Here is a 21,906-nt window from a genome sequence, read left to right as displayed (position 1 = left end):
GTTAGTCGAAAAGATACGATGAATTTCAAAATCGCACCTGATGGCCAGCAACGTCGCCGACGTCGAGAAACTGCTGTTGTGTGTATTTGGTATTTTCCGCGCCCACTTTGTAGGATGCACGCTGTGTCTGTTGGGCGAACGCATCGCTGATCGGTACAACAACAGCGAGACACAGCAGAGCTGATGTCGTTAGAATGATTGTAGCGAGTTGTTTCATGGTAACCTCCTGGTCCGCCAACCGCAAGGCCTGTACGCCCTTATGATATTGGCCTCGTGCTTGCTGCACAGATTCCCGACCACGCTAAACGCAGGGTCCTTTGATGCGCGTGATGCGTGCGTCAGCGCTTTATTCTGCCATAAGAACCGACAAAGACGTCACGTCGGCAGAGCGGATATCTTCAACCCTCGCGCTGCATCTCCTTTAGCCAAGCGCATTGTGTAACGAGATCGCGACCGCCGACAAAGCTACTCTACCTCAAGGATCATTTCGACTTCGACCGGGGCTTGGCGCGGAAGCGCCGCCACGCCCAACGAGGAGCGAGCATGCTTACCAACCGACTCGCCGAACACCTCGACCATTAGGTCGGAATATCCATTGACCACCTTGGCTTGGTCACCGAAGTCGTCGGCCGAGTTCACCATACCGACCACTTTGACCACGCGCTTCACCCGATCGAGGCTGCTCAGCGCCGCGCGCACTTTTGCCAGCATGATCAAGCCGGCCTGCCGCGCGGCTTCATAACCTTGTTCGACAGTCAGATCCCGTCCGAGCTTACCCTTCAAACCGCCTGGAACACTGCCCGCCATGAACAAGAGATTTCCAACTTGTACCGCGTTGACGTAGCTACCGACCGGAGCGGCCTCAACCGGCAGCGTGATGTTCTTCTCTCTCAAGCGAGCCTCCGCACTCGACGAATTCTCCGCCTGCGCGCCGTCAAATGCTGAAGCTAAGGTCACCAAACAAAAGGCGATCAATCCCGCAAATTCCCTCATCGAGCGCCCCCGCACTTACCCGTCAACGTACTTCTCTAAAGCGGACCTACCGGCAGCATCCGCTGTGTGGCCGTCACTGACTCAAAGCTTCTGGACCCTTTGACTAAGAGTAGTGTGGGCGATTGATTTGCGCGGGTCACCTCCCATTTGGGGTAGGACGAGCATTCCGGAACCTTTCTCCCGTGCGGTCTGTCTTGTTGTGCTGCCCAAGGCACTCGCGGTTCACAACCTTCTGCGACGCTCTCCGCCAGGCCTCCAACGCTATACGGAAGTAAAAACTGAAAACACAAGCGTTCGCCTGCGTGTCACACCGTAAATGACCGCCCATATGATGGCTCTATGGAGCAATAGCTGATACCGCAGTTCGCGTCTGCCTCAAGCGTGCCCAACCGATCCATCTGCTTGTCATTCAGCCAGTCATTTTGTGGAAGTTCCAGTCCGCCCCCACGTAGTACATCGTCCATCGAGTTGGACTTTTGTCACCAGCTTACAATGCCGGATCGTCATTGTTCTACAGATCGGCTGTATACGGGCCGTGCTGATCATTTCGTGAGTAGATTCTGTAGCTCGCCCATCCGTTCGCTAGTGGGTCTTGTGGGTGCTGACCATGCCGGGAACTGAACATTGCCTGCGACAGCTGTGCCTGTCAGGCGTCCGCGACACGCTGCAGACGCGCGTGCTGCAGGCGCAGGGCGCCAAACCAGCCATTCCTCGAGACCTTCTCCCTGATCCTGCAGGACGAACTGGAACGTCGTCAGTCCCGCCTCATCGAGCGCCGGGCCCCCGTCGCGGGATTGGCTGGATTTGAAGGTGGCGTAGTCTCCGAGGTGATCAACCTCGAATCATCCGGCGTTGGATCGCCGGATCGGAGACCACGCCATGACCAGCAGTATCACGAAGACGCATTTCTCGCTCTCATTCGGCGTTCAAATTTGGCTCTGACTCATATACTCTCCCGTCGTTGCCGATCCCGTGCACTTGGAAGATCGACTTAGCCAAATCCAAACCTACTGTGATAATCTTCTCCATTGGAACGGTCCTTCCCTTGTGGCGCCTCTCGAAGCGACCACGTTAGGCACTTTTGATGCCGGTTCGAAGGGCCGTTCCACACCATCACTTTTGATGCAGTTCGAGGGATCTCTGGCGCATTAATTGCGGGAAGAATCAGCGCCATGCAGCAAGCACTCCACCGCTCCAGGCTGGTGCCGCGTGGGTTTGTTGTAGAGAGTGCGTGCTACGAGCAAGGACACGCTCCTGCGTGTCGTGCGACGCCGCAGCCGTTCGCCGTCCGACCCGCTCAGGGTTATAGGCATTGATGACTGGGCCTGGCGGCGCAATCACCGATACGCCAGTATCATCTGCAACCTGGAAAGGCGCCGGGTCGTCACCTTGCTGCCGGATCGTGAGCTCGCGACCGCCCAAGCCTGGCTGGCTGCTTCCGTTGCGGTCGCGCCACCATTGCGATTGTATCTGACGCGCCAAACAACCGGATTCGCCGCAAATTTTCCTGGGAACCAAACCCCAAACATTTCCGTTGACATGGCCAATAGTAAATCTGCTATAAAGGCATCCGAAAGCAAGGTGGATGTTTCCCTCGAGTTCGTCGGCTCGTCGCTTGAAGATCTTTCCGCCTTTCCCCTTCCCTGCAAGAAGGAGATCGGTTTTGCACTCCGCGCTGCCCAGAAGGGCGAAAAAGGTGAAAATGTAAAGCCGCTGAAAGGTTTTTGGCGGAGCTAGCGTCCTCCAAATCACGTCTAATTTTGATGGAGACCCGTTCCGGGCTGTCTACACGGTTCAGCTGAAAGGCGCCATATACGTACTCCACGCCTTTCAAAAGAAATCCACCAAAGGCAAAAAGACATCCGAGAGCGATAAGGATCTGATACGCGCTCGGCTGAAGACAGCAATCGAGCTACACGCGGAGAAAGCAAATGAGCAAGGCAAGAAGCACAAAAGGCAGCGGTAATGTTTTCGCCGACATCGGCGTGCCGGATGCAGAAATGCATCTTGCCAAGGCTGACCTTGTGCTCGGCATTGCCGCGATCATTCGATCAAAGGGGCTCACACAATCACAGGCCGCGAAGGTGATCGGGATTGCGCAGCCCGATGTGTCGCGACTGATGCGTGGGAATTTTGACGGATTTTCATATGAGCGTCTATTCAACCTTCTCAACGCGCTGGGAGAAAACGTGCGCATTGTAGTTTCGGACGCAAAGCCGAAAACCAAAGCGAAGCTTGAGTTCGAATTTTCGTAATGCTAAGGGTCGCCATTTGAGCGGCCCTTGTTATATCCGCGCCGATGTCGCGTGCGCCTCTGTATACTCTGATCGGGCGGCCGCAGCCTTGCGGCCTCTCTTTCAACGGAACCATAACGAATGTCTAACGACGCGCTCACGGCCACCTGCACAAAGTGCAACGTAGGGCTCACCGTCACCGACAAGACCGACGATGCATCGCATATCAACGCTCAGCAGGCACTGCTCGGAGCAAAGACTATAGGCAACCGGCAAATCCTGCGGTTTTGTGAGCAAGAGGGCGACCAATTCCGCGACGGTCATCGGGGATGTCCCGGGTTCTGTTGAATTTCTGAAGAGGTCGGCGTTGCCCACCTTGAGCCGGTAGGCTCGGGGTGCTGATTCCACAAAGGAGAGCAACGCCATGACGAGAGATATCACACCGGCTGGTTCGCCGGCGACCGGGGCTGTTGGACGAAGCGTTTGCAGAAGTGCGGGCGAGCTTCGATCGGTTCTGCCTTGCGGCAGGGATCGAGGCGCTCGGCACGATGATGGAGACGGATGTGACGGCGGCCTGCGGGCCGCGCCACGGTCGCGATGCGGCGCGGCGGGCGCACCGTTGGGGCCGAACGCGGGGACGGATCGGTTTCCACGGCGGCAAGATCGAGGTCGAGCGCCCGCGGGTCCGGGGCGTGGATGGCCGCGAGGTCACGATCCCGAGCTGGGAAACGGCGGCGCAGGAGGATTGGCTCGGTCGCTGGGCGATGAACCTGATGCTGATCAATGTGTCGACGCGCCGGTTCGGCCGCGCCGTCCGGCTGCCCGAAGGTGACGTGCCGGCACCGCCCGGATCGGGGGTTTCGAAGTCGGCGGCCTCGCGGAGATTCGTAGCGCTGTCGGCGGCGCGGCTGGCTGACTTCATGGCTGCCGATCAGTCCGCGCTCGACCTTCTGGTGGTCCAAATCGACGGGCTGCATCTCGGCGACGATCTCGTGCTGGTCGCCGCGATCGGAGTTGACGGCGAAGGCAACAAGCATCCGCTGGCGCTGGTGGAAGGGGCGACCCAGAATGCCGCAACGGTTCAGGCCCTGCTGGACAACCTGGTCTCGCGCGGGCTCGACCGTAAGCGCTGTTCAGCGGCCACCTACCGGTTGACGGGGCGATCTGCGAGTCTGCGGTTTGTTTGAACCGTTAGGCTTAGAATGGACACAGTGCATAGTGCTATCACGGAGCCGGTGAGGCGGCTTGAGGTCTTCACTGGAGCCGGCCGTCGGCGGAAGTGGAGCGACGAGGACAAGGCGCGGATTGTTGCGGAGATCGTTGCGAGCGGCGACTCGGTCTGTTCGGTAGCGCGACGGCATGGATTGTCGCCGCAGCAGTTGTTTGGCTGGCGCCGTCAGTTGCGAGAAGCTGCGGGCGGTCATTCCGAAGTGGAAGAAGTACAGTTTGTGCCGGCGGTGGTGGATGCCGTAGTGCCGGCGCCCGCTCTTGGCCGTGAGCGCAAAGCGGTGCGCTGCAAGGCCAAGACGGATTCCGGGATCATCGAGATCGAAGTTGACGGCATCACGATCCGGGCCGGTCGTGGTGCCGACCCAACAATGATTGCGTCGATCGTCCAGGCGCTGAAGGCGAGCCAGTGATCGGTCCGTCGGGTGCGGTCCGGGTGATGGTGGCGACTAAACCGGTAGACTTCCGCAAGGGAATGGAGGGGCTTGCTACCCTGGTGCGCGAGAGCATGGGGGCTGACCCATTCTCGGGAGCTGTCTATGTGTTCAGGGCCAAGCGGGCGGATCGGATCAAGCTGGTGTTCTGGGACGGAACGGGTTTGTGTCTGTTCGCCAAGAGGCTGGAGGATGGAATCTTCCGCTGGCCGAAGATCGAGGACGGTGTGATGCGTCTGTCGGCGGCGCAATTGTCGGCGCTGCTGGAGGGGCTCGACTGGCGGCTTGTGCATGAAGCACGGGCGACGCCGGCGCCAACACAAGCGGGATAGTTGTTGGCGGTGCTGCGGCGAAGTGAATCAGGAGCGTCGGACGCGTCGCCAGTTGGCGGCGAATATGCTCTGAATTGGGTGTGAGCGACGCCCTGCCTGACGATCCCGAGACGCTGAAAGCGATGCTGCTTGCGGAGCGGTGCGAGAGCGAACGGCTGCGTCAGATCATCAAGGAATTGCAGCGGCATCGGTTTGGCCGGCGGGCAGAGACGCTGCCTGAAGATCAGATGCTGCTGGGCCTAGAAGACGTCGAGCAGGTGGCAGCGTACGGCGAGACGGCGCAGGACGTCAGCGCACCTGAAGGCCGTGAGGTGCAAGCCGGTAGGCGCCGCGTCAACCGTGGCGCACCTTGCCGGCGCACCTGCCGCGGATCGAAGTCGTCGTCGACATCGAGGACAAGACCTGTCCCTGCTGCCAGGGCGAGTTACATCGGATCGGCGAGGATAGAAGCGAGCGGCTGGACCTGGTCCCGGCGCAGTTCCGGATCCTCGTTACCCGGCGTCCCAAATACGCCTGCCGCGCTTGCGAGGACGGTGTCATGCAGGCGCCGGCCCCGGCCCGGTTGATCGAGGGCGGACTGCCGACCGAAGCAACCGTCGCCCAGGTTCTGGTGTCCAAATATGCCGATCACCTGCCGCTCTATCGGCAGGCTCAGATTTACGCCCGCCAGGGCATTGAGCTCGATCGTTCGACGCTGGCGGACTGGGTGGGACAAGCAGCCTTCCACCTGCGTCCGTTGCATGAGCGCCTCCTCGGCAAGCTCAGGCGACGGCCAAAGCTGTTCGCCGACGAGACGACGATGCCGGTGCTCGATCCCGGCCGAGGGCGCACCAAGACCGGTCAGCTCTGGGCCTATGCAGCGGACGACCAGCCATGGGGCGGCGCCGATCCGCCGGGCGTCGCCTATGTCTATGCTCCCGATCGCAAAGCCGACCGACCAATCGCCCATCTGGCAGGCTTCAAGGGGATCCTGCAGGTCGATGGCTATGCTGGCTATGGCAAGCTGGCCGAGCGTGGCGACGTTCAGCTTGCATTCTGCTGGTCCCACATGCGGCGTAACTTCTACGAACTCGCCGCCCCCGGTCCCGCGCCCATTGCGGGCGAGGCGCTCAAGCATATCGCCGAGTTCTATGCCATCGAGAAGGACATCCGTGGCCGTAGCGCCGAGGAGCGCTGTCTCGTTCGGCAACAGAAAAGCCGACCGCTGGCGGAAGCCGTCGAGCAGTGGCTCCGCGCAAAGCTCGCGTTGATCAGCCAAAAGGGCAAGCTGGCCGACGCCATCCGCTATGCGCTCTCACGCTGGGAGGGCCTGACGCGCTTTATCGATGATGGCCGTATCGAGCTCGACAACAACGCCGTAGAGCGCTCGATCCGTCCGATCACGCTCAACCGGAAAAATGCGCTGTTCGCAGGCTCCGACGGTGGTGCCGAGCACTGGGCTATCATCGCCTCCCTGGTCGAAACCTGTAAGCTGAACGATGTCGATCCGCTTGCCTACTTGACCGACGCGCTCACCAGGATCGTCAACGGTCATCCGAATAACGAGATCGATCACCTGCTGCCGTGGGCCTATTGCCGTCACGACCTCAAAGCTGTGGCCTGAAAACAGCGCTTACGCTCGACCCGACGGTGCCAAGACTGTTCATCGCCGACGGCGCGAAAGCGTTGTCGAAGGCGATCCGCCGCACCTTCGTCGGCCGCTGCGATCCAGCGCTGCCAGATCCACAAGGCGCGCAACATCATGGAACGCCTGCCGAAAGAGCATCATGCGGCCACCCGTCGGGTGCTGCGCCAGGCCTGGGAGCTCGATGACGCCGACAAGGCTGAAAAATTGATCCGCAATCTCGCGCGTCGACTCGACCAGCAATGCCCCGGCGTAGCGGCCAGCATCCTCGAAGGCCTCGACGAAATCCTGACTGTCGTCCGGTTGAAGCGGCCGAAGGAGCTTCGTCGATCGCTCGCCTGGACCAACATCGCCGAGAACATGATGGGCACCATTCGCCGCGTCACGCGCAACGCCGAACGCTGCCGGGATGCCGGTATGGCCTTGCGATGGGTCGCGGCCGGCATGATCGAGGCCAACAAGGGCTTTCGACGATTGAAGGCGCATAAGCAATTGTCGGTTCTACGTGCGGCCCTTCAAGCTCACCACGATCGCATGACGATCAAGCCCGTTGCCCACGTCTCGAGGGCCGCGTAACATTCATTCCGGCAACGTCGGCCCGACGTAGTTCAACACCAATCGGGACATCCCCACGGTCATCAGCGCAGCCTCCTCAATAGCCGAGCTGCAGGCGACGCAGAATCTTCCGCTTCCGGCGCGCCCGACGCTCTGGGGTGATAGGAATTATCTGGGCCGGGCCCGCGATGGCAGGGCGCACCGATCGCGTCAGCGGCCTCACCATCTCGTCGCAAAACGAGGCCATGAACTGCAGAGGCGCGAGGGCGAGATCGACAAAGAACAGCATGTGGCTACTCCTTTCTTTAAGCCGTAGTTGTTTCGTACCAGATCGAGTAGGTCGCACTCTGTCTGGCGGCGCTCGAACTCCTCACCTACCAACAGATCATCGACAGTTCGCACGCGCCCGAATTGCGCGCGGTATCCCGTGTCGTGCTCCCAGGCCGTCCCCCACAGCGAAACCGTACCCACAGCGAGAGCAACCAGATCACCCTGGTCGGCAGACGGCAACAGAAGCGGAGAGCGCCAGACGGCTGCAAGCTTTGCTCCTTCATCGGCCGTGCGCTCGGTGATCCCGAGGGATCGGTCCTATCAGTGGATGAGTCTGACCGCGGCGCCGGTGGGCAAGGTGCCCAAGCTATCCGAGGTGGTGACCGTCAGCGGCGTGCCGCGCGAGCCCGCGGCCGATGGCTGGAACGGCGAGATCGACGCACTCACCGACGCATTTCTTTCCGTCAACCAAGGGCGCTGTACGTGCCGTAGAAGAGCTAGAGCGCACTGTCTCGCAAGCAGCAATTCCATACTAGAGAAGACTGCTCACCGACTGTTCATTTCGCGGGCCGGCTTGTGTCCCTGATCGCAACATTCTTAAACCCGGCGCCGTTCATTTCCGCGGCAACGGCCTCAGCTCTTCTATCGTCCGGCACGGCTGAATGATTGGCCGACCGCTCCGACGTCCGCTTGCGAGATCACTACGGTTCTCCCTCCAATGAATCCCAGACGAAACATGCTGCTCTATTGGAGGCTTGGCAATGCGGGATCCTACGGGGTTGCGGTATTTTTGAGCTGCCCCAAGCCCCCAGGGTCCCGCGGGAGAGACGCCTATTCGCTGAGGACGTGAGAGCCTTGGCGACGACGTTGCCGGACGACATACACCAAGGCTCACCCGCACAACGGATTGCCCCTTAAATGACGTGAGCCGTCCTTCGGTTGTCATCCCGCCCCGGCGCGATCGAGTCCTGCTTGTCCCTCTGACTTGAAGAATGGAGGAGTATGCGCCGGGTGCCGACCGCGATCCGGGCGGCCGGCGCCCCCTAGAATAGGTAGGAGCCTGATCCAATGTTGGTGCTGTACGGTGAACCGCCGTTAGCTATTCGGGCTGTCCAGTGGAGCATCAGGACTCTGTTCGATGTCTAAAAAGACTACCAACTTGCGTGCCGGAGTTAAGAAGCGCATTGCCCAGATCGAAAGTATGACACTAGTCCAGATTCAACGGGTCATGATGGATTGTATGTCCAAGCGGTCTGCTGGTATGTGAGGGCAATGCGTTGCGCCACGCGCTCAACAAACGGGTCGGCATTCTCAGACGAGACCTTGTCGCGACGCGGGAGAGCTAAAGCGCCAGGTGAGAGGCCGCGATCCCGAAGCCGGGGTCGCCAAGCTTGCACGCCTAAAGAAAGAACTCGCGGCATGGAGTTTAGGATACAAATGCAGGAGCGGTACCCGCTCGCGTCAAGGACAAGAGGAGCGTGGCATGTTCGAACGATCACACTTCCGTTCTTATTCAACCTTGGCCGCATTTGTATTGGCCTTGCGGTCTTAAGCGCCGTCCTGCTGGTCCGGATAATAATGACGCCCGTCGGGCCATAAGGCTGCTCCCCAGTTTGTGTATCCTCGCTTGGTTGATTGGGGATTTGCTGGATGCCGTTCCGCCGCTGGAGACGAATCGGAGTGAGCCATGACTCGCCGCATTACCTGCATTGCCAGGCTGCCTAACCATCAAGACCGCCATCGGCGCATTCAAGCAGTCGGTGGTTCAGGATGGCAAGACACGGAAGAAACAGCCATTGCAAACGTCAGACGCGACAAAAGCGCTTATGAGGTCACTGAGCAGGGCAAGACGGTCAAGGTGACCGTCAAAAAACACGATGGTCGCGAGTACCTCAATACCGAGAACAATCGTTTTCTTCCCGACAATCTTCTTAGTCTTCCGGATTGCCCGTGACCAGCATGTCGGCCCTCGCGCTCCGGCCGGAGGGGCATCTTTGTCTCGGACTTCGAGCAAGGTGAGATCGGCCCGGACCTCTTCCGGAAGGCCTGCGAGTTCGGCTTTGAGGGCTTGGTATCGAAGCGCTCCGATCGCCCATACCGCGGCGGCCGATGCCCGCATTGGGTCAAAATCAAGAATTGGACGCATGCGTCCATGGCGCGGAAGTTCGAGTGAAAGCCGAGCCGCGGAGTGGCGGGCGTGAGAGCCCCAGCCCTTGGCTTTCCTGCCCGCTTAGGTTGTGGCACATTCCCTTCTTATATTCATTAAAGGGAAACAGCCTGTGGCCACCACAACAAAAACGGGACCGAAGCGGAAGCCCTTAAAGACATTCAAGCCAAAGCTGGCGACAATTGACACGACCAAAGTTAAGCCAGTTCCTAAGACGAAACGCAAGAAATTGCCCGACGGAAGTTACGATGTCTAAGCGATGCACTCGCGCCAAATGAAGTTTGCACCGCCGCTCCACTCGGGGTCAATACAAGAAGCTTTCAATCGAAGCCTTCACGACATGGCCCGTGAAGTGGCCGCCAAATTGATCCAGGAGAAGATTCGCGAGCAAGGCGTGCATATAGCTGAAAATCACCTCGCCAGCTTAGTCGACGGACTCCTTCAAGCAAACAGCGTCGATGCGGTGACGGTCGATGATGGGGGAGCCGGCGAGCCGGTCGAGATAATATTTGATCGACGTGATGAAGACGAGCTGTCGCGACGGCTTGGCGATCTTGAGGATCAAATTCCATCTCTGACAAACGACTTCACAGAGAAGGTTTCGACGCAATTGCTCTCCACTCTTAAGCGGGGATGGCAAGAGCACGCGACGGAACAGAAGGACAGCTTGGACGGCTTCCGGAGCAGGATCGCTGAGCGTTGGGGAGCCGGACTCGAGGAGCTCGATTGCTCGTTACAATTGCCAGCGAATTCGGAAACAACATAGCGCATGGCGTGTCAGAGCCAGAGCCAATCGCCTATTCGATGGCGGCCATCCGCCTGCTTCACGCGCGATCCTGCCAGCTTACCCAGGAAATCATCTGGTTGCTGAGCGGAGGATTTGCTGATGCCGCTATGGCTAGATGGCGGACGCTCCGCGAGGCGACGGCGGTGGCCAGTCTGATCGGGGAACACGGGGAAGATTTTAGCGGAGCGCTATTTCGCGCATGAAGTTGTAGAGACCCGCCGGGCGGCGTTGCAGTATCAAAAGCACTGCACAAAGTTGGGTCAAGAACCCTGCAGCGACGAAGAAATGCAACACCTTGAGAGCCAATACGCGGCGGCGCTATCAAGGTATGGACGCAACTTTAAGACCCAGCAGGGTTGGGCTGCTGAGCATCTAAAAAAGGCCAGTCCGAAGATCGAAGACATATTTGAGGCCGTCGAGCTCGATCACCTCGTCCCTACTATCGCCTGGCAAGCCATAATGTTCACGCAAATCCAAAGGGCGTGCTGTTCAAGTTAGGGCTGATGGACGAAATGAAGGTTCTTCTGGCGAGTCCCAGCAATGCCGGCTTGGCGGATCCCGGACACGCTACCGCTCGATCATTGATGCAGGTTTCTTCGGTTCTGAACATGTTGAATCCGACCTTGGACAATTTGATCAGCGTAAAGATGATGTTCCAGCTCTTGACGGAAATTACTGACAACTTCCAAGCGTCTCACGACCAATTAGTGCGTGAACATGAGTAGCCAACGGCTGGCGGCGCCATTTAGGCGGTGAACCAATGCATAGACTCCTCATGGCAAAGGAGCGCCAAGCGCTGGACCGCATGACGTTGACTACGTCAATTTCCACATCAAAGCCGAACTCGGGACTGGCGTCGGCACGAAGACCATTGAGGGCCTGGTGGCAGTGGGGTTGATCGAAGCCGGCCCAAATGCTCGTCACTAAGGGGAAATTGGCTGGCGGCTGACAGACGACGGTTGGCGCTGCATGTATGGTGAAACGATCGCCGAGATTTTGGCCAAGCCGGAGGCGTGAAGTCTTATCCCTTCATCGTGTGGCAATGGCCGGTAGATCCAAGTGGTAGAAGGCGACTCCGATGAACCGAGATCGTATAATTGCATCGATGCCGAGGTCTTCTCATCGAACTTGGTTCGAAAATTGTACTTCCGCTCTCCAACTTCGGTGATTTCATTTATTACGACGACACCGCCCTGGCGAAGGTACGGCATCGCCGTTGCGCCAATCGGCCCCGTTGAGATCAGAAACAGCGCCGCGGCGATGCAATCATAGGAACCTCGTGATTATTGTGGTGCAGGTCTTCGCCCAATCGATCAACGATGAATTCTGACGATTTTGACCGGCGCTGCTCTTCCCCTTGGAAGCCGTTCTCATCGAGAGTCGCGTTCCAGTCGGCCAAGACTCCATCGATCTGTCCGAATCGCATCGCGTTCTGATGTTGGATTGGCCGAATTCTAGATGCATATCGAACAGCTTCATTGCAAATCTCCTTCTCTATGCGAACAGCAACTGGTATTTGCGCGGCGGCTTGGTTTCATCGAGCGGTGCGGCCCCTTTTGCCATAGCTAGTGCGACCATTCCGTCGATGCGTCCCGCGCTCCGCGATTTTGACAGCTTCCGGTTCTAGGCGTCTTTACCGTCCACCACGGCATTGGCTGCACACATCGACAACGCAAAACGGACCACGGCCAATGGATCCGATCTGTCGGATCATACTTAGCCAGAACGTATCTTCTTGCCTGGACCCAACGGGGCCGGGAAACGTTCATCGCGATGATTAATCGACACAACGAAGTCGGCTCCCTCGCCCAGCTGCCTCACGCCGCGTTTCGAACATGTTCATGCGGAGCTCCATTTGAGAACTGAAGCATTCTTATCTTTTCGTCATGATCGGCTCCGGGGGCGCCCGCAAAATCGGCTCTGGCGGCGCCCGCAAATTCCCTTTATCTTACAACCTAACGCTACGTGCGCTTCAAGCCGTTTACGCTAATGCTCTGGGTGAACCTGGAGCGCGTCACCGGCGCAAGCAAAACGCGCCCGCATTTGCTGCATCAACAAAGACAGGCAGCCAGAACGCCCAAGAACGAAACATAAAGTTGGCGGAGTAAATCCCGATGAGACAATTCGGTGGAAGCGATTCCTCGCTAACACGATTAGGGTCCTGTACCTGATCAGCGGGTTCTGATTCCTTCGCTCAAAGTTGATTCGGCATGGGACCGCGGCCCTGGAGGGAGATTACGTCGCAGCGAGATCGCGGAGCATGTAAGTCGCACCCTCCCCGTAGGATGCGAGCTTTGCGCGCAAGTCCGCATCCGTCGTGACGAGCCGAAATGACGACGCGCGGCAGCAGCTGGGATAACGTGCTGAACACACAAGACCCGCTCACCTTCGGCGGAGCGGGCGGCCTGAACGTGGTGGGCTCGAATACGTAACCGCGGTGCACGGCGCTACGACCACCGGCTCTCTACGGCCTGAACGCCGCCGGCAGCTTGATGGAAGCTGCCGTCGGCGACCAACACGTCCCGGAAATCCGATGCTTTGTCGTGCTTGGACATCGTCCCCTCTCTGTGATCACTTCCAGACAGTGCGTCGCCGCCAGTTAAGCCTGTGGTCAGGCATAGGCACAAGCGAATTCCTTTAAAGAGATCGTCAACCACGACTATCGCAAGGCCCAGAGAAGCCAGGGAAAGGACCGGCGCTTCCCCACATGATGCTCCGGTCCCTATCCAATTCTGAACCGATGATGTGACGCCGACCATGCTGCCCAGTTCTCAACAGGCCCGAGATGTGGCCTATCAGCTTCACGCCTATACCAACGCACGGTCGCACCAACGGGCCGGGCCGCTCATAATTGAACGCGGCGAGGGCCCCTACGCCTTCGACACGGCAGGAAAACGCTACCTCGATGCGATGGCCGGTCTCTGGAGTGCGGGTCTTGGCTTCCGCGAAAAGCGGCTTATCGAAGCCGCGCATCGCCAGATGCAAATCCTGCCATTCTATCATACCTTCGCCTCACGATCGAATGGGCCTTCCATCGCGCTTGCCGAGAAGCTGGTGAAGATGTCTCCGGTGCCGATGAGTAAGGTGTTCTTCACAAACTCCGGCTCGGAAGCGAACGATACGGTGTTGAAGCTGATCACCTACCGATCGAATGCATTGGGCCAGCCTCAGCGCAAGAAGGTCATCAGCCGGTTGCGCGGCTATCACGGCGTCACGGTCGGTGCGGCAAGCCTGACCGGATTTCCCGACAACCACCGCTCTTTCGATCTGCCGCTGCCCAACATTATGCACACGGGCTCTCCCCATTTCTACAAAGACAGCCGTGCGGGCGACTCGGAGGAGACCTTTGCAACGCGTTGGGCCGAGGAGCTCGAGTCGCTGATTCAGCGCGAAGGTGCCGATACCATCGCAGCATTCTTCGGTGAGCCCGTAGTGGGCGCGGGCGGCGTCATCGTTCCGCCGCCAACTTACTGGGACAAAATTCAAAGGGTACTAAAAAAGCATAGCATCCTTTTGGTCGCTGATGAGGTGATTTGCGGCTTTGGCTGGACCAAAAAAATGTTCGGTTGCGAAACCTGCAACATCGCGCCCAATGTAATTGTAGTTTCGAAGCAGTTCCAGCTATTTTCCGCTATCGGCGATCATAATGAATGACTACATGTTCGAACCAATCGCGGACGAGAGCAATAAGGTTGGACTGCTGGCTCATGGCTTCACGGGCGGGGTCACCCGGTCGGAGCCGCCGTTGCGCTCGAAAACCTCAAACTCATCGAGGAGCGGGGTCTGATTGCGAACGTTGGCCGCATCGGGGCCCTACATGCAGGAACGGCTGCGCACGCTCGTTGACCATCCACTCGTTGGGGAGGTCCGCGGCGTTGGCCTTATTGCGGCAATCGAGCTGGTGCTGGACAAGAAACGGAAAGTCGCCGCTACTACTCCGGGCGACGTTGGCAGCATCGCGAGCCGGTTGCTGCACGAGTCCGGCACGTCGCTTGCTTTGTTCACACCACGATCACACCGTGACGAGAGGACGATGTGGAGAATGCTGTCTCGAGTTCACGAGGTGTTAATTACGATGGTCGTGGCGCTGCGTCATTGCTGCGCTTTCTCGAATCGAGAGAGCGCTCGGCTACGATATCTATCTTACGATCGTGCGCGACTGCCGGCTGCTGCTTCCGGTCGCCGCACCGTTCTCCACCGCAGCGCTCTTCGCAGCCCACGTGCTCGCGAGCTTTCTGCTGCTCGTGCCGTTATTCGCCAGCGTGGTCTTCGCGGAAGCACTGTTGGCGCTCTATGGCACTGCGATGGCGGCGGTGCACGTCATCCGCGCGGACAACGATCCACGGCCGGGAGCTGCAGATCACCACTAAAGCGCTGGTCGCCATCTCGGCGGCAGCCTCTTTCTTATCGGCGGCGGCCCCATGGCTCGGCCAAACATTTGTCATGAGGCTGCTCGCGTCGTTCATCGTCAAGCTGTTGCGTGCCGTGTGCAAGAAGCTGTTGCAAATCCTCTCATCGGTCGGCATAGCGGAGAACGCTTGGCTCGATATTGTGGTGGCGAGGGACGATCTTACCGAGCATCGCGTCTTCGTAGCCCAGTGCAGGCTGCAGAATTCTCCCAGAGAGCTGTCGAAAGAGCTCGGCATCGCATTCCGTGGCAGCCGCTTGCCGTACGGAGCACTGGTCGTCGGTGCCGGGGTGGTACGCGCCAAAAGGCTGATCAACAACCGTCAGCAGTTCGCAAGTCTGCTCGATGGCTGCGATCTCCGGGTTGCGCTGGTGCAATATTATCTCAGCGTGGTGCGCTCCACCCACTCGCGGCCGACCATTGTCGAGCTGGATGTCGAACATCCTCATCAACAAGCGATAGACGCCTGCGATCGCGGGAGCGAGGCGGCATTTCGCCGTTCCGCGCAGGCGGGTCGAGCGCTGCTCGCTCTCAGCCCTATGGTAAAGTCCCTGGTCGATGGCGCGGCGCTCCCTTTCGACCGCTGCGGCAGGGCGGCAAGCCCATAAGACCGAAAAGGCTGACAAGGCGAATTGCGAATACTGCGCGACTGCACCCTTCAGGGATTCTTGTGCTCCTGCTGCGGCTGCAGTGTGTCCACCAAGGGCGGGGCCCGCAAAAGTGCGGTGGCGCGGCAGATCAATCGCGCGTGCTAAACAGCGAAAGAGGGAGTGAGGGATGCGTGCTTGCGAAATCGCCGTCGTCGGCCTCGGCCTGATAGGGAGTTCTGCGTTCCATGCGCTGGTGCGTCGTGGGGCCGACGTGCTCGGATTCGACCCTCTTGTCTTGGGCGAGGCTCGCGGCTCGTCGCATGGCTCATGCCGAGTGTACCGACGCTTCAATTTCGAGAGCGCGGCTTACACGGAGCTTAGCGATGCTGCCCTCAAGGGATGGCGGATGTTGGAGGCCGCCAGCGGACGAACAATCCTCATGCCGACCCACGTACTCGAAGCAGGACCTCCCGGATCGAAGATGGTGGCCGACTCCCGCGCCGCCGCGCTCAAGGACGCCGTCCCCGGTCCGGTCACGGGAGCGGAAGCAAACGCCGCATTTCCCGCGTTCCGGCTTCCGGATAATTGGGATGTGGTCGTCCAGGAAAGCGGCGGGATCCTGTTGGCCGAAGCGGCGATCCGCGCGTTTCGCGAAGGCGCCGAACACCGCATCATTCTGGCTCCGGCCCGAATACGGCCGGTGGCCGCCGGCATCCGTATTTCAATGCCCCGAGAGGTAATCTTGGCCGAGAGGGCCATCATTGCTGCAGGACCGTGGATTGCCGGGCTAATCCCGGGACTCGCACGACACTTAAAGATCACCCGACAAACGGTCGGTTGGTTCAAGCCGGCCAAACCCGAATTGGTGCGTTACGGCGAGTTTCCGGCGTTTATTGTCGAAGGGGAGAAAGGAGTGGTCTACGGCTTTCCCGATTTCGAGGGACGAGGCGTGAAGGCTGCACAGCACGACCAAGGGCCAGTCGTGGGGGCAGACGCCTGGCACCCGCCGCCAACGGACGCAGAACTGGAGACTGTCGGATTGACACTAGCTGAATTGGTTCCCGGTGCGGCGGGGCCAATCGTCGAGCGCGATATCTGCCTCTACACGAACACGCTGCGAGCAGACCTGCAACCGGACGAGGGCAACGAATTCATCATCGATCGACTTCCGGCCGACCCCCGCATCGTCGTTGCGTCGCCTTGCTCCGGTCACGGTGCGAAGTTCGCCAGCGCGATCGGTACGATGCTCGCGGATCTGGCACTCGATGCGAAGCTGATAGCGCCGAACGCGTTTCGGCTCGACCGTTTCAGCGGCGTCGCGCCGCCAAACTCCTGAGACGTCAATTGGCATCCAATTCTGGAATTGCAGACAATGGCGTAATTGCGGTCGTGGGCTCGGGCACCAATGGAGCTCCCGCAAACAACCAATTCGCATCAACTGCCATGAAGCACTATGTTGGGCCGGAAACCGCAGTGTGCGTGGTCGGCGAGACGGGGCAAGTGAGTCTTTGAAGGCCGCCCGTAATCGGTCTGTGCCGGGAATGCCCCAGCTGATCAAGTAGCTCGCAGGAGGGCACCGTCAAGTTAACGAATTGGAGCGGCCGAGGGGGTAGACGACGGGCATGCCGACCGCCCGGGACCCTCTTTATCTCCGCCATCGCTTCCCACCGGAAGTAATCAGCTATGCCGTTTGGTTGTATTTCCCGTTTCCCTTAAGCTTGCGCATGGTCGAGGAAGTGCTGGCAGCGCGTGGCATTGGCGTAAGCTATGAAACCGTGCGCCAGTGGGACGGAACATTCGGCAAGCCGTTCTCCGATCGAATCTGCCAGCGCGCTCCCGCTCGCGGTAACAAATGGCATCTGGACGAGGTCGTTATCTCGATCGCGGGCGAACAACATTGGCTCTGGCGCGCTGTCGACCAGAATGGCTTCGTTCTCGACGTTTTGATCCAGCGCCGAAGAGACTTGCGCCCTGCGCAGCGGCTCATGAAGAAGCTCTTGAAATCCGCCGGCACACCGCCGCGCGTGATGTTCACGGACAAGCTCCGTTCCTACGGCGCTGCCAGGGCAAAGATGGGCTTTCACGTCGAACATCGCCGGCACAACGCTCTCACCTATCGGGCCGAGAATTCTCATCGGCCGACGCGGCGACGCGAGCGGATAATGAAGCGTTTCAAATCGTCCCGTCAGGCTCAACGGGTTCTGGCAGTTCACGATCAGGACGCGAACCTTTTCCACATCCCCTATTCCGGAGCCGTCACTGCCGACTTCCGTCGTGCTTCACGCGAACGAGCCTTTGCGACTTGACGCGAGATCTCCACGACAAGCGCTATCGCCGAATCTCGAACCTTTGAGAATCGCCTCCTTCAGCTCGGCGGTCGATCAAGTTGACGATGCCGTGAGTGGCCCTTGCGGATAGAGCCGCCCCCTGGCTTCTAGAGGGCGATCGGACGGCGAGCGGTACGGCCCGGCAATGGCGGAGGTCACGGCTATTTTCCGCCGGCGCGGACCGCGCCTTTGTGCGAAACAAAATAGCCGCGCCTCTGCCATCTCCCCCTCGCTTCGGCCCTTCGCTTTGCGTCGGGTTCTGGTCCGTTCCACCTGCCGTCAGATGATCGCCACGAAGGCCACGATGGGCGCGGCCGATCCGGCAAAGGACGTCCCCCATGACGACCGACCTCGACGGCCCTCATTTCGAACGGCTCCATGCTTCGTCCCCGACCGATCGCGTTCTCGCCGAATTCGCGCCTGCCGTTCGTAGCGGCGCAACTCGTTTGCCTCGATGTCCTGAATGAGCAGGTCCATCCATGGCTTGACTTCCTGAAGCGGCTCGCTTTCCGCGCCGACCTGCGAACTTATGGCGAGCCTCCTCTCCTTCAGCTTCTGTTGCGCCCTCTTCTTCTCGCGAGGCCCCGTCGCCTGCGCCTTCCAACGCGGCCAGGCGCGCCTGCGCATCGGCCCTCTCCATTATCGCAGCAGGGAATGAGCGCAATTCATTAAGGCCGAAGGTTCGCCAGGCGATGCGATACGGCATTCGCCTCAATACCGGCAAAGGCGCCTCTATCCGCAAGGCTCGAGCTCACAGGAACGGTCATAACCAGTCCGCGGCCAACCGGTCTCGATTGCGGCGGGGACCAGGAAGCGCGCGACGCCCCGCCGGAACTGGAGCAGCAGCAGCGCAGAGCAAAATCCATCCGGGCCGAAGGCGGTGCGCCGAATCCACGTCGAAGCCGCGACGGACTGGTGGATACCGAGGACGTGCTAGTCGAGACGAACGATCTGCGCCGTTGCCGGCACGGAAATTGCTGTCTTCACCATCGAGCGTGCTGGTCAGCGCGATGTATGGAGATTGACAATGTCGTTCGTGTCGACCGTCATAGAACGTCTGAGTCTATTCAAAGAAGGTGAGTTCTCTCTCCGCCCCTGATGACCAGAGGGACGCTTCAATCGCTCGTCATGCCGGGATTTGGAAGCACGCGAAAGACGCATGAGCTGACGACGGCAGGCAGGACATGCTGAGGCTGCCAATTCGCACCCTGCAAACTCAACAATGGGATATGAGTAAGGTTTTCATGAACCATCGGCCCGTGCCCCCAACACGAAGGAGAGCGAGATGAATCGGCCGACGGCTACTACGGAAGTAGATCTCCATGACTTACGGATTACTGATCCGCTCATTGGGAAATGCCGGCAATTGGTGAGGGAGGTGACGCTCCCTTATCAGTGGGAGGCGCTGAACGACCGTATTCCCGAAGTCCCGCCGAGCCATGCGATAGACAACTTTCGGATCGCCGCCAATCGAGCAAGTGGCGAGTTCTACGGCCCGGTTTTCCAGGACAGTGATGTGGCGAAATGGCTGGAAGCAGTCGCCTGGTCGCTATGCGAAACATCCAATCCAGAACTGGAGAAAATCGCCGATGACCTGATTGAACTGATTGCGGCCGCCCAGTGCGGCGACGGCTATCTGAACACTTATTTCACGGTAAAGGCGCCTGGGGAGCGCTGGAGCAACTTAAGCGAATGCCACGAGCTTTACTGCGCCGGCCACTTGATTGAAGCGGGCGTCGCTTTCTTTCAGGCGACTGGCAAAAGGCGCTTACTGGAGGTCGTTTGCAGGCTTGCTGATCACATCGCCGTGGTGTTTGGCCCGGAGCGCCATCAGTTACACGGCTATGATGGCCATCCGGAAATCGAACTCGCATTGATACGCCTCTACGAAGCGACGCTGGAGCAGCGATATCTCACACTGGCGAATTATTTCGTGGAGCAACGCGGCAGGGAGCCGCACTTCTATGACATAGAGTATGAGAAGCGATCCCGTCACCGCAAAGCAAACGTCGAGCCCTGGATGGTCAGAGATAAAGCCTATAGCCAGGCGCACCTGCCGGTCTCGGAGCAGCGGAATGCAACAGGTCATGCGGTTCGGTTTGTATACCTCATGACTGGGGTTGCCCATCTGGCGCGTCTGCTTCAGAACGAGCAGCAACGCCAAGCTTGCCTGCGGCTATGGCAAAACATGGTGCAGCGGCAGATCTATATCACCGGCGGCATTGGTTCGCAAAGCGCGGGCGAAGCGTTCAGCAGCGACTACGATCTGCCGAACGATACTGCGTACGCGGAAAGCTGCGCGTCGATTGGCCTGATGATGTTCGCCCGCCGGATGCTGGAGATGGAGGCGGACAGTCGCTATGCCGATGTGATGGAGCGTGCGCTCTATAACACCGTTCTGGGCAGTATCGCGTTAGATGGACGCCATTTTTTCTATGTCAATCCACTCGAAGCTCATCCCAAAACACTGCGGTCCAACCGCATCTACAGTCATGTCTCGCCGGTACGACAGCGCTGGTTCGGCTGCGCCTGCTGTCCGCCAAACATCGCGCGCCTTTTCACATCAATTGGTCATTACATCTACACGCCACGCTCCGACGCGCTCTATGTCAATCTCTACGTTGGCAACAGCGTGGCGTTACCGGTCGGAGAGCATACGCTGCGACTGCGCATGAGCGGGAACTATCCCTGGGAGGACCAGGTGGAGATCGCCGTGGAATCGGAGCAGCCAATCACGCACACGCTCGCGCTGCGCCTGCCGGAATGGTGCAGCGCGCCAGAGGTCAGACTGAACGGCGAACCAGTCAATTGCGAGTCGTGCAAAGGCTATTTGCACATTCACCGCACGTGGCGGCAGGGCGATCGCTGCAAATTGCAGCTGCCCATGAAAGCACGCCGCGTGTATGGCCATCCACAACTTCGCCACCTGGCCGGCAAAGTGGCTATTCAGCGTGGCCCCCTAATTTATTGTCTGGAAGAAGCCGACAACGGGCCGGAGCTACATAATATTTGGCTGGATGCAGACAGCCAATTTTCGCTTGTTGAAGGCAAGGGCCTCTTTGCCGGCAAGAGTTTGCTGCAGGCTGATGGCTTTCGTTTGCAACACAGGCTCTCTGAGGAAGCACCGCTTTATCACTACGACAACGTGCCTGGACAGCGGCAAACGCAGCGTTTGACATTCATTCCGTGGTTCAGCTGGGCCAACCGCGGCGAAGGTGAAATGCGGATCTGGATTAATGAGTGGTGACCATAATCGGGACCTATTTGAAGCAACTTGGCCGGAAAGAAGAGCATAGGTTGAGCGCCGGCATAGGCTGCTCGTCGCACGCAGCAGAAGGTGCTTTCAGGAGCGATGGCTTGGTCGATGCTTCGGCTTGGTTTTTGGTCCTTCTAGCGATTTCAATCCCATCGACCGTCAAGACGTGCGTTGGAACCGGTGAACCGTTGAGAGGCTGACAGGCGTCAGCCTAACCACTTGCTGGAGATCGCATTCAGCTGGCCTGGTCGCAATCGGAGCATACGAAGCGCGCGACATCCTTCGGCGTAAACTGGAGCTGCGAGGCTGAGCGGAGTTCACCGAGGCCGAACGTTTGTAGGTCGTCGTTGAAGTCTGAAAGCCGAGGCGATAAACCGCTGCACAATCTTACGATTCTGATCCAGAGTGTTCAGGACTGGCGGTCGCCGATTCCTGCGTGATAACAGCTACCATCCGCGGGTAAGACGATATGGTGAGTATTGCGCGTTAATCCCCAGCACGTCATTCGTTTTGGTTTACCGAGGGAGAGCGGACATGGTGCTGAACAGTCGAAAGGTCATCTTTTACGACGACACCAGGTTGCAGCTAACTTGCCTGCCCGAATCTGGCGCAAATTCGCTCATTTCAATATTGGCGCCCGCCTAACTTCCTCTCGGGTGGTCGGCTTGCGAAGGTTGCCGGACGCGAGAAGGCGGAGCTACC

Annotated in this window: 18 protein-coding genes and 7 pseudogenes; 19 read left to right on the top strand and 6 right to left on the bottom strand. The window is 59.0% G+C overall.

Annotated elements, in window-relative coordinates:
• Positions 1 to 25 precede the first annotated feature (25 nt).
• Complete coding sequence (locus tag G6P99_RS10035; protein WP_156929149.1) at positions 26 to 217, bottom strand: hypothetical protein; 192 nt, start codon at positions 215 to 217, stop codon at positions 26 to 28.
• Between the two features lie 248 nt (positions 218 to 465).
• Positions 466 to 993, bottom strand: coding sequence for a RidA family protein (locus tag G6P99_RS10030; protein ID WP_029085234.1), 528 nt, complete (start codon positions 991 to 993; stop codon positions 466 to 468).
• Positions 994 to 2,232: 1,239 nt separating this feature from the next.
• Between G6P99_RS10030 and G6P99_RS10020 the strand changes: the two are divergent.
• The 8 genes and pseudogenes from G6P99_RS10020 to G6P99_RS09985 all read left to right on the top strand — a co-directional run.
• Positions 2,233 to 2,442: pseudogene (locus tag G6P99_RS10020) on the top strand (transposase); the annotation flags it as partial.
• A 298-nt stretch (positions 2,443 to 2,740) separates the two neighbouring features.
• Positions 2,741 to 2,959, top strand: a complete 219-nt coding sequence (locus G6P99_RS10015) for a type II toxin-antitoxin system RelE/ParE family toxin (RefSeq protein ID WP_334262130.1) — start codon at positions 2,741 to 2,743, stop codon at positions 2,957 to 2,959.
• A complete protein-coding gene (locus G6P99_RS10010) occupies positions 2,925 to 3,248 on the top strand; it encodes a helix-turn-helix domain-containing protein (RefSeq protein WP_029085263.1) in 324 nt (107 codons plus the stop codon). The genes G6P99_RS10015 and G6P99_RS10010 overlap by 35 nt, the downstream gene beginning before the upstream one ends.
• Positions 3,249 to 3,651: 403 nt before the next feature.
• Positions 3,652 to 4,348: pseudogene (locus tag G6P99_RS10005) on the top strand (IS256 family transposase); the annotation flags it as partial.
• Positions 4,349 to 4,462: 114 nt separating this feature from the next.
• On the top strand, positions 4,463 to 4,867 hold the full coding sequence (gene tnpA / locus G6P99_RS10000) for an IS66-like element accessory protein TnpA (RefSeq protein WP_224741334.1): 405 nt from the start codon (positions 4,463 to 4,465) through the stop codon (positions 4,865 to 4,867).
• Positions 4,864 to 5,220: an IS66 family insertion sequence element accessory protein TnpB gene (gene tnpB, locus G6P99_RS09995; protein ID WP_092304020.1), complete on the top strand. Its 357-nt coding sequence runs from the start codon at positions 4,864 to 4,866 to the stop codon at positions 5,218 to 5,220. The genes tnpA and tnpB overlap by 4 nt, the downstream gene beginning before the upstream one ends.
• Positions 5,221 to 5,342: 122 nt before the next feature.
• Positions 5,343 to 6,823 (top strand): annotated as a pseudogene (gene tnpC / locus G6P99_RS09990) (IS66 family transposase).
• Positions 6,824 to 6,837: 14 nt separating this feature from the next.
• Positions 6,838 to 7,420: pseudogene (locus G6P99_RS09985) on the top strand (transposase); the annotation flags it as partial.
• Positions 7,421 to 7,496: 76 nt separating this feature from the next.
• Here the strand turns inward: G6P99_RS09985 and G6P99_RS09980 are convergent.
• Both G6P99_RS09980 and G6P99_RS09975 read right to left on the bottom strand, forming a co-directional pair.
• Positions 7,497 to 7,688 carry a hypothetical protein gene (locus G6P99_RS09980; protein WP_029085083.1) on the bottom strand — a complete coding sequence of 64 codons (192 nt, stop codon included), beginning with the start codon at positions 7,686 to 7,688 and terminating at the stop codon, positions 7,497 to 7,499.
• A 302-nt stretch (positions 7,689 to 7,990) separates the two neighbouring features.
• Complete coding sequence (locus tag G6P99_RS09975) at positions 7,991 to 8,116, bottom strand: hypothetical protein (RefSeq protein ID WP_256434653.1); 126 nt, start codon at positions 8,114 to 8,116, stop codon at positions 7,991 to 7,993.
• 1,240 nt (positions 8,117 to 9,356) lie between these two features.
• Between G6P99_RS09975 and G6P99_RS09970 the strand changes: the two genes are divergently transcribed.
• From G6P99_RS09970 to G6P99_RS09960, 5 genes are all read left to right on the top strand, one after another.
• Positions 9,357 to 9,623 carry a DUF3892 domain-containing protein gene (locus G6P99_RS09970; RefSeq protein WP_084518836.1) on the top strand — a complete coding sequence of 89 codons (267 nt, stop codon included), beginning with the start codon at positions 9,357 to 9,359 and terminating at the stop codon, positions 9,621 to 9,623.
• A gap of 553 nt (positions 9,624 to 10,176) precedes the next feature.
• Positions 10,177 to 10,602 carry a hypothetical protein gene (locus G6P99_RS09965; RefSeq protein WP_156929100.1) on the top strand — a complete coding sequence of 142 codons (426 nt, stop codon included), beginning with the start codon at positions 10,177 to 10,179 and terminating at the stop codon, positions 10,600 to 10,602.
• A gap of 38 nt (positions 10,603 to 10,640) precedes the next feature.
• Positions 10,641 to 10,826 (top strand): DUF5677 domain-containing protein, encoded by a 186-nt coding sequence (locus tag G6P99_RS47505; RefSeq protein WP_414645587.1) that lies wholly within the window; start codon positions 10,641 to 10,643, stop codon positions 10,824 to 10,826.
• A gap of 25 nt (positions 10,827 to 10,851) precedes the next feature.
• Entirely contained in the window at positions 10,852 to 11,121 is a 270-nt protein-coding gene (locus G6P99_RS47500; protein WP_029085080.1) for a hypothetical protein, read from the top strand.
• A gap of 5 nt (positions 11,122 to 11,126) precedes the next feature.
• A complete protein-coding gene (locus G6P99_RS09960) occupies positions 11,127 to 11,348 on the top strand; it encodes a hypothetical protein (protein ID WP_029085079.1) in 222 nt (73 codons plus the stop codon).
• Positions 11,349 to 12,858: 1,510 nt separating this feature from the next.
• On the opposite strand, the pseudogene G6P99_RS09955 reads toward G6P99_RS09960, so the two are convergent.
• Positions 12,859 to 12,954, bottom strand: a pseudogene (locus tag G6P99_RS09955) (GNAT family N-acetyltransferase); the annotation flags it as partial.
• A 426-nt stretch (positions 12,955 to 13,380) separates the two neighbouring features.
• Here G6P99_RS09955 and G6P99_RS09950 point away from each other — a divergent pair.
• The 5 genes and pseudogenes from G6P99_RS09950 to G6P99_RS09930 all read left to right on the top strand — a co-directional run.
• A pseudogene (locus G6P99_RS09950) lies at positions 13,381 to 14,608 on the top strand (aspartate aminotransferase family protein); the annotation flags it as partial.
• A gap of 166 nt (positions 14,609 to 14,774) precedes the next feature.
• The gene (locus G6P99_RS09945) at positions 14,775 to 14,993 is read left to right on the top strand and encodes a hypothetical protein (protein ID WP_029085031.1); all 219 of its coding nucleotides are present in this window, start codon (positions 14,775 to 14,777) and stop codon (positions 14,991 to 14,993) included.
• A 73-nt stretch (positions 14,994 to 15,066) separates the two neighbouring features.
• The gene (locus tag G6P99_RS09940) at positions 15,067 to 15,639 is read left to right on the top strand and encodes a hypothetical protein (RefSeq protein ID WP_165128013.1); all 573 of its coding nucleotides are present in this window, start codon (positions 15,067 to 15,069) and stop codon (positions 15,637 to 15,639) included.
• A 169-nt stretch (positions 15,640 to 15,808) separates the two neighbouring features.
• Entirely contained in the window at positions 15,809 to 16,957 is a 1,149-nt protein-coding gene (gene solA, locus G6P99_RS09935) for an N-methyl-L-tryptophan oxidase (protein WP_029085032.1), read from the top strand.
• A gap of 286 nt (positions 16,958 to 17,243) precedes the next feature.
• A pseudogene (locus G6P99_RS09930) lies at positions 17,244 to 18,039 on the top strand (IS6 family transposase).
• A gap of 188 nt (positions 18,040 to 18,227) precedes the next feature.
• Here G6P99_RS09930 and G6P99_RS09925 read toward each other — a convergent pair.
• Positions 18,228 to 18,575, bottom strand: coding sequence for a hypothetical protein (locus G6P99_RS09925; RefSeq protein WP_165123021.1), 348 nt, complete (start codon positions 18,573 to 18,575; stop codon positions 18,228 to 18,230).
• 658 nt (positions 18,576 to 19,233) lie between these two features.
• On the opposite strand from G6P99_RS09925, the gene G6P99_RS09920 reads away from it, so the two are divergent.
• A complete protein-coding gene (locus tag G6P99_RS09920) occupies positions 19,234 to 21,195 on the top strand; it encodes a glycoside hydrolase family 127 protein (protein WP_029085035.1) in 1,962 nt (653 codons plus the stop codon).
• Positions 21,196 to 21,906 lie beyond the last annotated feature (711 nt).

The organism is Bradyrhizobium sp. 6(2017) (assembly GCF_011058295.2).
GTDB lineage: Bacteria > Pseudomonadota > Alphaproteobacteria > Rhizobiales > Xanthobacteraceae > Bradyrhizobium > Bradyrhizobium septentrionale.
This window is presented reverse-complemented; position numbering and strand designations above follow the sequence as displayed.

Bases quoted from the DNA above. Each gene is read 5' to 3' on its own strand.
- G6P99_RS10010 (WP_029085263.1), top strand. From the start codon at position 2,925: ATGAGCAAGGCAAGAAGCACAAAAGGCAGCGGTAATGTTTTCGCCGAC.
- G6P99_RS47505 (WP_414645587.1), top strand. From the start codon at position 10,641: ATGGCGGCCATCCGCCTGCTTCACGCGCGATCCTGCCAGCTTACCCAG.
- G6P99_RS09970 (WP_084518836.1), top strand. From the start codon at position 9,357: ATGACTCGCCGCATTACCTGCATTGCCAGGCTGCCTAACCATCAAGAC.
- G6P99_RS09980 (WP_029085083.1), bottom strand. From the start codon at position 7,688: ATGCTGTTCTTTGTCGATCTCGCCCTCGCGCCTCTGCAGTTCATGGCC.
- G6P99_RS09965 (WP_156929100.1), top strand. From the start codon at position 10,177: ATGGCCCGTGAAGTGGCCGCCAAATTGATCCAGGAGAAGATTCGCGAG.
- G6P99_RS09925 (WP_165123021.1), bottom strand. From the start codon at position 18,575: ATGCGCAGGCGCGCCTGGCCGCGTTGGAAGGCGCAGGCGACGGGGCCT.
- G6P99_RS10030 (WP_029085234.1), bottom strand. From the start codon at position 993: ATGAGGGAATTTGCGGGATTGATCGCCTTTTGTTTGGTGACCTTAGCT.
- G6P99_RS09920 (WP_029085035.1), top strand. From the start codon at position 19,234: ATGAATCGGCCGACGGCTACTACGGAAGTAGATCTCCATGACTTACGG.
- solA (WP_029085032.1), top strand. From the start codon at position 15,809: ATGCGTGCTTGCGAAATCGCCGTCGTCGGCCTCGGCCTGATAGGGAGT.
- G6P99_RS10035 (WP_156929149.1), bottom strand. From the start codon at position 217: ATGAAACAACTCGCTACAATCATTCTAACGACATCAGCTCTGCTGTGT.
- G6P99_RS09960 (WP_029085079.1), top strand. From the start codon at position 11,127: ATGGACGAAATGAAGGTTCTTCTGGCGAGTCCCAGCAATGCCGGCTTG.
- G6P99_RS09940 (WP_165128013.1), top strand. From the start codon at position 15,067: ATGAGGCTGCTCGCGTCGTTCATCGTCAAGCTGTTGCGTGCCGTGTGC.